The following is a 12,679-nucleotide window of genomic DNA, read 5'->3' on the forward strand; positions in this document are numbered from 1 at the left end:
CGGCGCTATTGAATGGTTACAAGAACCTCGCCGGATGGGCTGCCAACTAGAGGGCACTGCTGCCCTTCCACTCTTCGGGTTGGACGCGCTTGATACTCGAGGAATGCGCCCACCCCATGTGGTACTTCCCTGAAGGATCCAGCCATTCGATGAGGCCGTACTTCTGCGTCCAGCCCACGGCTTTGCCGTAAATGCCACTGACGAATACGAGCGGCCGACCATACTTCGGGAAGTCCCTCAACGGCGCGGGGTCGTCTATCGGCCGATTCGCCTCTGTGTCCATCCGAATGATCATTCGCTCCAGATCTTCAGGAGAGCCGGACTTGATCATGCAGGAAGTTTAGAACATATATTCGAATAGTCGCATCGAGGCGGTGGTGTGCGCGGCAGTCGATGCGGCTTAGACCTGCCGCCCCTGCGCGGGCGCCCATGCTAAGCAGTCGGCGGCCCGAATGAAGTAAGCTTCTGGCCAAGGTGCTCCGGGCATGACCTGGGCAGGGTCGGGAGCTATGAGCAGCACGTACCCGACCCACAGAGGTTCGGGCAGTGCTTCTATCCAAGCCGGCTGGACGTGATTGAAGCGGTTCCACCTAATGGTCACCCATGTGCCTGTGGGTTGCACCGCTTCAACGCTCAGCAAGGTCAGCTCAGTCGAGGTCCCACTGCTCATCTTGGCATCGTCAAAGGACCGCCATCTGTCGTCCGCGTTGGCAGTCCAGGTCCGTCGTTGTGCAAAGCGCCTCCCCCAGAGCCATAACAGCGTAAGAGCCGCTGCCAGCGGCACGCACGCCAATACGACCTTCACAACGGCAGGCAGTTCAGAAGCCAAAAGGGTGGAGGGGACGAGGGCAAGGAGAATGAGAACCGCCGCGCTGGTCAGCACCAGCCCTGCTGTCGCTACCTTGGGTTTCACTGCCGGGTTTTCGACCATTCGTTCACCTCTTTATCAGCTTAGAGCTGCCAGCCGGCGCTCGTAAGGACGACTTGCTGTGGCAGGGAGAATCCCTCGGAGCTGATGCCTGGTTCAGATCTGAAACGAGCGTTTTCAATTGCTTGGCTAAGCCGGGCCCGGTGAGTCAGTTGTTCCCACTCGTAGTTGGCGGGCGCAACCCCAAGCGGCAGGGCGGAGTCCGGCAATGCCCACCTGTCCCGATAGACGGCGACGTCACGAACCAGCTGCCACAGTTCGCCGCTGGTGCAGCCTCCGGAGGCATCAATCAAAGCACGCTTCCACTCGGGTTCATCTGTCAGCGCTGCAAGGCTCACGGTCTCCGTTCTGTGCGAGATACGGACCCGGACCTGCTCAACCATCTCCGCTAAGTCGGGACGGGAAATGGTGAGCTTTTCAACCAAAGGTTCCGCAGCCGCCGTCGTTCCCCTTGCTAGCCGACGTAAGCGCACGCTGAGCACGGCGCAGCGATCATTGGCGCTGCTGGTTTCGTGGCAGAACTGTTGGAGAACACGTTCGGTCTCGTGCCGGCTGATGGCCGTGGCTTTGCGCCATGCCGCTACGGTTGCGCCCCATGACGGAGAGTCCTCGAATCCCTGCGACGCGCCAGGTATGTATTCGTCCAGGCACTGTTTCAGATCCAGCCCTGCGGCGATCTGCGCAAGGTAGTCATACTCTGCGTAGAGTCGCTCGAGGCTGTCGGCCTTCCTTCGCTCCGCGTCGCGCATTTCGTGGGCAGTCCGTTCGGCGCCTTCAGCCGCGAGTACCTCGCCAAGGATGCCCCGCCACGACAGCTGCAGGGACGGGTCGACAGCAGCGTGGTCGGCGTCGTCGCCTTCGCTGACGTACGCGAAGTTGCCGTAACGGCCGCGGGTCATGCTGACGTACAGCAGCTCGCGCGTGAGCCTGCCCTGAGTGACCACGGTATGGCCGGTGTCCACCGTGATGCCCTGGGAACGGTGAGCGGTAGTGGCGTAGCCGAGCTCAACGGACGACTCAAGATAGGACCGGGGGAGTCTGACGCTGGCGCCCGTGTCGCGACGGCGTGCAAGCAGGGAGCCGTGACGCTGGCTGATGCCTTCGACGTCGAACAGCGTGCCATTCCGGACGAACTCACCGTTGCTGTCCACGAGCTTCCGGTCGTTTCCGCGGGCGATGATCGTGTCACCAAAACCTACGCATAGGCCGTCGCTGAGCAGCATCGTCACTTCGGGGTCTACTTCCCCTTGTGCCACACGGTCCGCTTGGGCGCGCTCATTGAGCATCCCGACTGTCTCATTATCCGCGGCGATAAGGATGGACGACTTGCCCGTCCGAGTATCTGTGAGCCAAGCGAGGTACGCCTGGTCAGCCATATCCAGGTAGGTTCCGTGCCGGATCCTCCCATGTTTTTCGTATTCGGGAATGGCTGAGTAGTCACCCTTCCGGAGCTTGAGCGATGATGCCCGTTCCCACGCCTCATGGAATCTCCAGATGGTACTGAGCCGGGTTGCCTTTTCCTGCCGGTCCAGCCAACCAAGAACGCCACCGGCGTCGATAGCGTCCAGCTGACCAGGGTCACCCACCAGGAGGATCTTCGCGCCGGCGTCCTGCGCCTGGTCCACGAGCGCAGCAAGTTGGAAAGTGGAGACCATGGACGCCTCATCGATGATCACCAGCTGATTCGCATGGAAACACCAACGTTGCTGCATGGCAGCGAGCCGCGCAGCCTCCTGCGCTAACGCGATGCTTCGGCGCTCGCCGATAGGAGCCATGGTCAGTTGCGTCTGGACGTTGAAGAAGCGGCCGGCCCTTGAACTTGCGCCCTGGCCGGCCGACTCGTGGAGCCATTTGCTGACGTTCTCAGTGGACATGGCCAGTTCGCGCCCCAGAACCTCCGCGCTGGTGGCAGCCGAGGCCAGCCCGACAACGCTGCCGGCACCGTACTCTGCTTCCCACACTGCCTTCACCGCTGCCAGGGTTGTGGTCTTTCCTGTGCCGGCTGGCCCTACGATGGCGTTGAGCCGGTTGCCGCTGAGAATCACGTCGGCGACCGCGGCCCGCTGGTCGGAGTGAAGCGCATGCCTGGCAGGTTGTTGGACTTGGTCGAGTAGATCCATGATGACGTCCGCGCGCACTGCTGGGCCGCCGTCGTCGTTCCTTGCCGCCATAATCGCGTCCTCGCAGGCCAGCGTCGACGTATCGGTGTAGAGGCGTGACCCGTGGAAGTCGAAGACGCTGTGCGATCCGTGCCGGAGGTCTGCCTCAGTGTCGGAGGGAACGGTGTACCGGTATTCGTTTAGCGGGACGGACTGCTGTTCGGCTGTGGTGGCGACGGCGTCCATGAGGACGCTCCGGTCGGTTGCGGTTCTACAGCGAACCTGGGCACAGACGCGTTCGGCTTCCGCCAGGAGGTTCCAGTGGTTCCACGTTGAGCGTTTCTGGGCAACACGCTCACGAGCAACGGTTGCAAGGGCGCAGATCCAGTCCGGGGCGAAGTCTTCGAAAACGAAGGGGGAAACTTTGGAGCGGTTGACCGTTGCGGTGATGACGTCCTCCGGCTGGAATTCTTTGGCGGTGGCGCGGGCCTTCCATTGGCTTGAAAGCTCGCGCAGGGGAGTGGGGAGTTCGGCCTTGGGGACGCGAGTGGTCAGAGTGGCTTGCTGCCGCAGCTTGATGACTGTGGCGGTGGTTGGCGGATGGCCGTTTTCCTTCGTCCACTCCGCAACGAGTCGGTCCGTTTCCAGGTTGATGAGGCGCGAGCGGTTGGAGAACTCCCGGATGAGGTCCTCGTCTATTCCGGTGAGCTGCTGGCTGGGGTTGTGCGTACTAAAGGCTGGAATGCGGATGTCGGTGTCGGTTCCAAGTTGCGCGCGGAGGGCGTCGAACAGGAGTCCGTTGTAGTGCTCGCTGGCAGCGACGGCGGCCTTGTAGAGGGTGCGGGAGTCGAGGGTTACCCAGGCGCCGTCGGTGATGCGCTGGACGCGGTTGGCGATCACCAAGTGGGTGTGAAGTTGTGGGTCTCCGGTACGAGATTCCCAGTGGTCGAAGGCTGCGGCGATGGCACCCCTTGTGCCGACGCGCGCGACCCCGTTCCGGCCGGCTCGGGTATGGATAACCTGATCTTCCAACCAGGCGAGGGTTGCTTGGACAGCCTCGTGGTGTGTGCGGAGAATGTGGTCTTGCAAACTGCGAGGGCTGAGGGCCCAGAGGACCGACACCGACTTTGGCACGCTGAAGGTCAGGTCAAAACCTACGACGGCGTGTCTCACCGTGGGTGGGCCGGTTTTGCTGTCGACGGCGGTGGGTTGGCTGTGCGGGCGGCCCAGCGGGCCACCGGTATCTGGATGCGTGGCTGCGTCGAAGACGGCCTTGGCGTCGGACTCGATAACAACCTCACCAGTGCTTCTGTTGATGCCTTGCAGTCCGCAGCCTATCCAACGTCCTTGGGGTGTTCCGGACTTCATGTAGTAGGTGGTGGCGTCAGTGGGAGTGGTGATGAGGTCGTCCATCATCGTGGTCTTGAACAAGTAGCGCAGGCCCGATTGTGCGGACAGTCGTGCGATGGACATGGTCATAGCCGTGAGGTTCCAGTACGGCGTTTGCTCGGACTCCATCCACGGCGGTTAAGAATGTCCAACGATCTGGAGTCGAGGGCGACGCCCTTTGCGTTGGCCAGCGCGACCAGCCAGGCAGCAATGTGCGCAAGGTCCTGCACGTTGGTTCGTTGTGCACGCTTGAGGCGGACCACCTCCGCATGAAGGACATTATTGCTCTGACGCAGCTCTGAGTTCTCGGCCTCGAGGCGATCGATTTCGCAGGACTGTGCACGGAGTTTGGAATGGAGAATTTCGTTGCGACGCTGGCAAATTTTTGTCGTGGTGTCTGTCTCGGGCTTTTCAGCATCGAGTATGCTTCCCCGATCCGAGCCGCGCGCGTTAGCCACTACCACGGCGCGACTCCTGCCAGCACGTCGTCGACGGTCACGCTGCCTATTGCCGCAGCGGACGGAACAAAAACGCTGACTATTCCGGGAGGGGTTGAAAGTTGCCTTGCACTCTTCGCAGTTCTTGACGGTCACGAAGGTTCATCAGTGCGAGAAAAGACTCCGACATGACCAGACCTGTGTCGTCCTCACGCTGATGACCTTGGATGCCAGAGGTGTGAGGAGTTGATCCCGTGATAGGCAGGTGGGGAGGCCAACGCTCTGGCATGGGTATCGACGCTGGGCGTGTGGAGGATGAGGCGGACCGCTGAATACTGCCACAGCTTGTGGCACTATTGCCGCACATTCGAGCAGGCAGGGCTCGGACATTTGGAGCCCTGCCTGCGCGAATGTCTGATTGTCCAGACGGCCTCTGGACAATTGCGCAACACGCTGTTGCACAATTGCAAGGCACCCGCCAATACAGCTCAGCAACAGGGGCGGCAATCAGGTTTGAATCTAAGACTGTTCACTGGGCGTGTGCAGAAACTGGCTTTCGCACCCTACTCTGACGGTCTTTTCAGCGTTTCCTGACGTCAGGTGGGATGTGCCCTTGCGGGACTGCCGGTTTCTCGGCGTCGTTTCTTTGGAACCTGCAAACAACTCGTTGGCGCCGTGCGTCTGGGTCGATTCTGTCCAATGACGGCCAGAAGCTCCTGGTCAACCCGATTGTACTGGTCTTCGGCCTTCCATCCCATAAGGTGACCTGGCAGGCGGCCGGCACCTTGGTTTAGTCGGTAGTACTCCTGAACCACAACCGGCGTCGATGACGAGTGCGGCAGCGACCAAGAGCGTTCGAACGCTGGCGGGGTCGTAGAGATGCACCCGATAGCAGACCTTCGGCCGCCTTGGCTGGATAACCCTTTGCACAGACCCTTTCCCCTGAATGCTTACCCTTGCGTAATACGCATCACGTGTGCGGCTATCACTTACCTACTCATGTAATAACCACTTGCGGTATGGCTATTACAAGCAATTGAACGCGGTCGCCGCAGGCCGGATGGAGCTACAAACATGACGGAGTTGACCTTTGAAGTGCTGGTTCTGGACGGGACGCCCCGGGTCAGCGATCAGCGGCTACCGAGCGGGGAGTCCATCGTTTCCTCGCCCCTCAGCATCACCTTGATCAGTGGCCAGCATGATCCGGTCCTGGTGGACGCGCCCTACACCTTCGGCCAGGTGGAGCGGGTGCGGAACTGGATCCTGGACTCAGGAAAGACCTTTGCGGCACGTGTACATTACTCATGCACACGGCGACCACTGGCTGGGAGCGGGCCAACTGCTAGCTGCTTTCCATGATGTGACGGTATTTGCCACCCCGGGAACCCTTGGGAGAAAATTTCGGTGCCGTATCGACTCGGGGAGCTACAGCAGCAAGGAGGATCCTACGTATCAGGAGCCAACAAAACCCAAGTACGCTTGCAGTTATTTCTGTACCGGGGCGGTCATTGTCCGGGCATGAGGTGCAAAAGACCACCCGTATCACCGTTGACGTCCGCTTACGCGAAGGCTTACTGGTTGGCCCTAGTACGAAAGGGTGGCCCGTCAGGGGGAGGGAGGCGCGTCCCATGCGTACCGGGCGTAGACCTGGCTGCCGTCAGATCTTTCCACCATCATGCGCGGGTTTAGTCCATGCGCTGACAGCCAGAGAATGGAGTTGTCACGCATGACCGCTTCAACAGTGCCCGCTCCCACCGTTTTACCGTGCCGGCGTATTTCGACATGCTGGCCCAAGGCGCGTTGCCAGTCTGGTTGCAGGTGAAGGTTCAATTACCGGCCCTATCCTTCGTGCTGACCCTTAATTTTCGGCGGGTGTCAGACTTGTTTGATCCCTATTAAGCGGTGAGGCGCCGAGAGCCGTTGCGAATAGTTGATGATCCGGGTGATCATCCAGCGCCTCACCGCAGCTTTAGTGCCGGTTCAGAGACCGGTGGTCATAGTGAGCGTTCTTCCGGGCCGTTGTAGGCGCTGAGGGGACGGATCAGTGAGTTGGAAGCGGCTTGTTCGAGTATGTGTGCGGTCCAGCCGGTAATGCGGCTGGCCACGAAGATCGGCGTGAACGTGGGGGTGTCGAAGCCCATGAGGTGGTAGGTGGGCCCTGCGGGGTAGTCGAGGTTGGGCTTGATGGCCTTGGCTTCGTCCATGGCCTGCTCGAGACCGTTGTACAGTCCGAGGAGCTCCGGTCGGCCGTAGTGGGCGATCATTTTGTCCAGGGCTGCTTTCATGGTGGGAACCCGGGAGTCGCCGTGCTTGTAGACACGGTGACCGAAGCCCATGACTTTCTTCTTTTGCGCCAGGGCGTTCTCCATCCATGCCTTGGCCCGGGCAGCAGCGTCCTCCAACGACTCTTCGGGTCGGATGCCGATCTCGTCGAACGTGTGCATGACGGCTTCGTTGGCGCCGCCATGCAGCGGGCCCTTCAGCGCACCAATGGCTGCCGTTACTGCCGAGTGCAGGTCCGATAGGGTGGACGTTACGACCCGGGCGGTGAACGTGGACGCATTGAAGGAGTGTTCGGCATAGAGGATCATTGAGACGTTGAAAGCCTCGGTGACTTCATCCACTGGCTCTTCACCGAAGGTCATCCACAGGAAGTTGGCCGAATAGCCAAGATCGTCGCGGGGCGCCACGAGGTCCTGGCCGTGCCGGCGGCGCTGGTCGTAGGCCACGACGGCGGGCATAGCCGCGAACAGGTCGATTGCCTTTGCCATGTTGGCCTCCGGGGTGGAGTCCTCGGCCAGGGGATGCCTGGCGCCCATGACTGAGGCCGCCGTCCGGCAGACATCCATGGGATGAGCCCCGGTTGGCAGTGCATCAATGACTGCTTTCAGCGCAGGATCAAGTGCCCTTCCCGAACGTTCGCGGCTGCTGAACTGGGCTAACTGGTCCTGCGTTGGCAGTTCCCCGTTCCAGAGCAGGTAAGCCACCTCCTCAAAGCTGCACCGTGCGGCGAGTTCCTGGACCGGGTACCCGCGGTACAGCAGTGAGTTAGTTTCTGCATTGACCTTGGAGACGGCGGTGTAGTCAGCGACGACGCCGGCGAGGCCTTTTTTGATCTCTGTTTCAGCCATGCTGAACTCCTTCGTTGCAGTTCTGTGTGCTAGTGAATGTCGGGAACCTGGAAATTAAAGATGCTGGTATCGAATTTGTTGTAGGCCTCGTAGTCGACGAGGTCATAGAGGCGGGCGCGGGTGAGCATTTCCGGCACACGCACCTGCTGGGTTCCCAAGCTCTTGAGCGTGTCCAAAACCCGTTCGGCAGCGCCCATGGCACTGCGGAGAAGTGTCACCGGATAGATCACCATGTTCACCCCGACGCCCTGGAGCTGTTCGGTGGTGAACAGGGCGCTTTTGCCGAATTCGGTCATGTTGGCGAGGATGGGCACGTCCACGGCATCCCGGATAGCCCTGAACTCATGCAGGTCCTTCATGGCTTCGGGGAAGATCGCGTCCGCTCCGGCATCGACGAGTGCTTTTGCCCGATCTTTCGCGGCCTGGAGACCTTCGGTTGCGCGGATGTCGGTGCGGGCCATGATGAGAAAGTTCGGGTCACGGCGGGCGTCGGCTGCAGCGCGGATGCGTTTGGTGGCGGTCTCCAGGTCCACGACGTTTTTGCCGTCGAGGTGGCCGCAGCGTTTGGGGTTGAACTGGTCCTCGATGTGGAGTCCGGCGAGGCCAGCGTTCTCGATCTCCTGGACGCTGCGGGCCACGTTCATGGGTTCGCCGAACCCGGTGTCTGCGTCGACGATGGCGGGCAGGTCCGTCATGCGGGCGATCTGCCCGGCCCGGGTGGCGACCTCAGTGAGGGTGGTCAGGCCGATGTCCGGCAAGCCAAGGTCATTGGCCAGGACCGCGCCGGAGATATAGACCCCGGCGAAGCCCTTTTCCTGGATAAGCCGGGCGGACAGGGGGTTGAACGCGCCGGGGAACTGGGCGATGGTCCCCGAAGCGAGGATTTCCCGCAGCTTGGCACGCTTTTGCTCGGGTGTGGTGGTGGAATACAGCAATTAGAACAGTCCCTTCGGTGCAGCATCGAGATCGATGACGCCTGGGGCGGCGGTGATGTTGAGCTGGTCCAGTTCCCCGGCGCCGAGTTCGGGGAGGCGTTCGGCGGCGGCGAGGAACCGTTCGATTTCGGCCTCCTCTACGAGCCCGGCGGCGAGGGTGCGGAACTTGTGCACGTACTGTTCGCGGGCGAAGGGGCGGGCGCCGAGCGGGTGGGCATCGGCCACGGCGATCTCATCCCGAATGACGTTGCCGTCGGTAAGGACGATTTCCACCGAGCCGCCGAAGGCCTTCTCGTTGATGTCCAGGGAGTGGTAGCGGCGGGTCCACTCCGGGTCCTCCTCGGTGGTGACCTTTTGCCACAGGTCCACGGTGTCCGGCCGGGCGGCGCGTTCCGGGGCGTAGGAGTCCACGTGGTGCCAGGACCCGTCCTGCAGCGCGACCGTGAAGATGTACGGAATCGAGTGATCCAGGGTTTCCCGCGACGCGGTAGGGGAGTACTTCTGCGGATCATTCGCGCCGGAGCCGATCACGTAGTGCGTGTGGTGACTGGTCCTGATCAGCACGGACTTAACCTTGGCCGGGTCCGCGGCGTCGGGGTGTTCGCGGTGCAGTTTGCGGGCGAGGTCGATCCACGCCTGGGCCTGGTACTCCGCCGAGTGTTCCTTTGTGTAGGTGTCCAGTATGGCCCGCTTGGCCTCACCCGGCGTGGGCAGCGGGACCTCGTAGGAGGCGTCCGGACCGTCCAACAACCACGCGATCACACCGTCCTCACCTTCGTAGATTGGCACCGGGGAGGTCTGCCCGCGCATCGCCCGATCGGCCGCCTCGACAGCCATCTTCCCGGCAAACGCCGGGGCGTGGGCCTTCCACGTGGAAATCTCACCCTTGCGCGACTGCCGCGTGGCCGTCGTCGTATGCAGCGCCTGACCCACCGACTGGAAGATGGTTTCCACATCGAGGCCCAGCAGGGTGCCGATCCCGGCCGCGGCGGACGGGCCTAGGTGGGCCACGTGGTCAATCTTGTGCTTGTGCAGGCAGACCGCCTTCACCAGGTTCACCTGAATTTCATAGCCGGTGGCGATGCCGCGAATCAGGTCTTTGCCGCTGGCGCCGGTGTGCTGGGCGACAGCGAGGATTGGCGGGATGTTATCGCCGGGGTGGGAGTAGTCGGCCGCCAGGAACGTGTCGTGGTAATCCAACTCGCGGACAGCAACCCCGTTGGCCCAGGCCGCCCACTCAGGGGAAACGCGTTCACCGATACCGAAGACCTTCGCGCCCTTGCCGCCCGTGCTGGGCGCATGGGCCAGTGCCTGGGCCCGGGCTGCGACGATCGGTGCCCGGTTCAGTGAAGCGACGGCCACCGACGCGTTGTCGATGATCCGGTTGATCACCATCTCCGTCACTTCCGGCGTGACGTCGACCTGGTCAGCGGCCACAAGGGCAATCTTGTGCGCCAGCTGGTCCTCGCGGGGCAGGCTCTCTTCGCTCTTGTAAACACGGACGTGGTTGAGCTTAACCATGGTGCTCCTTCAGTGGGGCGTGTGGGTTGCTTTGATATGGGAAAGGCTGCGGTGCAGGTGAACAGTGGTGGCCGCCTCGGCCAGCCGAGGGTTCCCCGCAGCTATGGCCTCGGCAATGGCCGAGTGCTCCGCAGCGGCGGCAGTGAGCCGGGCTTCATCGTCGGCGGCCAGCCGCCGGACCCTAACAAGGTGCACGCGCAAACTGCGCATGGCCTGGGCAAGATACGAGTTGGAAATCGCCGCGTCGATGGCCTCATCCAACCGGCCCACCAATTCGTAATATTTGTGTCGGGCAGGGTCATCTGAAGTCAGAAGCTTTGGCGCACCGCGTAGCTCCGAGTGGAGCGTCGCGAAGACCCTGCTGTCTCCGCGCCGTGCAGCCAGAGCTGCCGCGCTGCACTCCAGGACTTCGCGCAGCTCGAAGAGTTCATCGACATCCTCCAATGAGATATCGCTGACTACCACCCCACGGCCCCGAGCAGTCTGCGTGAGACCTTCAGCACTTAGCCTTCCAAGAGCCTCACGGAGCGGGGTTCGGGAGAGGCCAAGACGTTCCGCCTGTTCGACTTCGGCCAAAACTGTTCCAGGCAGAAGACGCCATTCGACTATCTCGTCACGGAGGGTCCTGTAAGCCCTTTCGCTTGCACGCACAGAGACAATGTATACATTGAACGGCGTTTTAGGCAATAAGGACTTCTGAAACGCGTTTTTTGTATACATAGAAAACGGGTTGGCTCAGCCAGGTCTTGGCGCCCTCGCCGATAGCCAGGAACTCGGCTGCCCCGGCGGTGCGTGCCCTCACCGCGTAGTCGCCCGGGGTCCTGGTCCTGGTTCCGGGGAAGTGCTCCTCGATGACAGCGGGGCTGCCGGGCCTGGCCCGGTGGTGTCGGGCGACCTCGACCGGGCCGGCGGGATCGTGGTGGACGATGATGACCTGCTCATCGGGCCCGGCGCCGTGGGAGCGGACGAATACCCGGGTCCCGAGCAGGTGCGCGGGCACGAGTGCTGGGCGTTCTCGAAGGTCACCATCGGGGTGTTCTCCGGGACCGTGCGGGCCAGTCCGAACGCGACCGTGTGGGCAGGGTCCGGGATCCGGTGCAGCCGGGGCTGTTCCTCAGCCAGCACGGTAGCCGGTTTGCGGCGGGTGGCGCGGTGTTCGCGGTGGTTGATCTCGTCCATGAAGGCCTGGCAGGCGGCCTCGAGCTCGGCGAAGGAGGCATACTCGGGTCGGAGGTTGGTGTCTTTCGGGACAAGGTCGGCCTTGGCCAGTTTCACGGACGCTTCGACGCCGCCCTTGGACGCGGGGTCCGCGGGTTGGCAGGTCAGCACGGTGACTCCGTAGTGGCGGGCGAAGTCCAAGGTTTGCTGGTTCCGCACCGGGACCCCGGCGACGTGGGCGGTGGTCACGGTCTTCTCGTTATCGGTCAGGACGTAGGTCGGTGCCCCGCCCAGGATCCGGAAGCACCGGTCCAGGGCTGCGAACAAGATGGTCTTCACGCCGTCGATCCGTGGTCCGTCGCCGAAGTCGTACTGCAGCCACATCCCAGGCTCGGTGATCCACGGCCGGTGAACGCGGGTGTGGCCGAGCCGCCAAGCGGCCTTGACCTGCGCGATCGCCCGGCGGGTGGACCGTTCGGATCCCCCATAACCAAGGGCCAGCAGCTTCTCGTGGGCTTTATCGGCGCGATCCGGCCCTTGGACGCCTCGATCCATTCCTCGATCTTGGGCAGGAACGCGTCAGTGACACGATCGCGGGGCGCGGGCTCAGCGATCGGCCGGCCGGCGTCCCGCGCGGCGACGAGCCTGGCAACAATGTGGTGCGAGCAGCCCGTGAGTTCCGCCGTGGCGCGCAGCGATCCGGTCAGATCGTAGGCAGCAAGAATTTCCATGATTTCTCCGTCATGCTTCATACAGGGCCTCTTCCTGGGACGACATTTGGTGCGACTAGACACCGTCATCAAATCCCAGGGAGAGGCCCCCGCCGCTTAAGACGCGGCAGGTTCAGTTGAGGAAGTGGGCAGATCTCATGGCCACCGGTGGGCAGTTTTACTGGCCGTCAGTGGGCATTTTCGTGGCCGCCTATGGGCAGTTTTTCATGGCCGCTAACACAACGATTCTGGACTTGATGAACTCTGCTTGGGCAGCGGTTTGCTAAATCATCGGTTGTGGCCGGATAGGGCGTCGAAGAACAGGAAGAGCTCCGCTCACAGGCCAAGCCCTTCCTGTTCAGGAGGTTTTA

7 protein-coding genes and 2 pseudogenes are annotated in these 12,679 nt (G+C 62.1%); all 9 read right to left on the bottom strand.

From position 1 onward, the window contains the following. Positions 1-46: 46 nt before the first annotated feature. Positions 47-331, bottom strand: coding sequence for a hypothetical protein (locus ACFVVC_RS03855; protein ID WP_387449431.1), 285 nt, complete (start codon positions 329-331; stop codon positions 47-49). A gap of 69 nt (positions 332-400) precedes the next feature. Further along, positions 401-931 (bottom strand): hypothetical protein, encoded by a 531-nt coding sequence (locus ACFVVC_RS03860; protein ID WP_387449433.1) that lies wholly within the window; start codon positions 929-931, stop codon positions 401-403. A gap of 20 nt (positions 932-951) precedes the next feature. Further along, positions 952-4,506, bottom strand: a complete 3,555-nt coding sequence (mobF, locus tag ACFVVC_RS03865; RefSeq protein WP_387449436.1) for a MobF family relaxase — start codon at positions 4,504-4,506, stop codon at positions 952-954. After that, positions 4,503-4,874 carry a hypothetical protein gene (locus ACFVVC_RS03870; protein ID WP_387449438.1) on the bottom strand — a complete coding sequence of 124 codons (372 nt, stop codon included), beginning with the start codon at positions 4,872-4,874 and terminating at the stop codon, positions 4,503-4,505. Before ACFVVC_RS03870 ends, mobF begins: the two co-directional genes overlap by 4 nt. A gap of 1,973 nt (positions 4,875-6,847) precedes the next feature. Beyond that, entirely contained in the window at positions 6,848-7,984 is a 1,137-nt protein-coding gene (locus tag ACFVVC_RS03875) for a bifunctional 2-methylcitrate synthase/citrate synthase (protein WP_387449440.1), read from the bottom strand. A 29-nt stretch (positions 7,985-8,013) separates the two neighbouring features. Beyond that, on the bottom strand, positions 8,014-8,919 hold the full coding sequence (gene prpB / locus ACFVVC_RS03880) for a methylisocitrate lyase (RefSeq protein WP_387449442.1): 906 nt from the start codon (positions 8,917-8,919) through the stop codon (positions 8,014-8,016). Continuing rightward, positions 8,920-10,440: an MmgE/PrpD family protein gene (locus ACFVVC_RS03885; protein WP_387449444.1), complete on the bottom strand. Its 1,521-nt coding sequence runs from the start codon at positions 10,438-10,440 to the stop codon at positions 8,920-8,922. Continuing rightward, a pseudogene (locus tag ACFVVC_RS03890) lies at positions 10,433-11,091 on the bottom strand (GntR family transcriptional regulator). Before ACFVVC_RS03890 ends, ACFVVC_RS03885 begins: the two are co-directional and overlap by 8 nt. 85 nt (positions 11,092-11,176) lie before the next feature. Continuing rightward, a pseudogene (locus ACFVVC_RS03895) lies at positions 11,177-12,350 on the bottom strand (IS21 family transposase); the annotation flags it as partial. Positions 12,351-12,679: the final 329 nt, after the last annotated feature.

The sequence above is a fragment of the Pseudarthrobacter sp. NPDC058196 genome (assembly GCF_042882685.1).
Classification (GTDB): Bacteria; Actinomycetota; Actinomycetes; order Actinomycetales; family Micrococcaceae; genus Arthrobacter.